General features: G+C 74.1%; 1 protein-coding gene. It reads right to left on the bottom strand.

From position 1 onward, the window contains the following. The coding region (locus tag BN358_RS12190; protein ID WP_019229166.1) for a GNAT family N-acetyltransferase at positions 1 to 212 on the bottom strand (212 nt) is incomplete at both ends.

A 212-nucleotide genomic window follows, 5' to 3' on the forward strand; every position in this document is an offset into this window, starting at 1 on the left:
TTGGTAACCGAGGCGCCGCGGCACGGCCGCACTGCGTGCGTTGCCCTCGTCGGTGTGGATCTCGACCCGTTCGACCTCCGGCAGGGCCAGGGCCACCGCGGTGAGACCACCGACGGCCTCCGTCGCCAGCCCGACCCCGGTGTGCGCCGCGTCCAGCCAGTAGCCGATCTCGAGCCCGTCCGGCCCGACCCGGCGATGCAGGCTGAACCCGC

This window comes from Sedimentibacter sp. B4 (assembly GCF_000309315.1).
In the GTDB taxonomy this organism is placed as follows: Bacteria; Bacillota; Clostridia; order Tissierellales; family Sedimentibacteraceae; genus Sedimentibacter; species Sedimentibacter saalensis.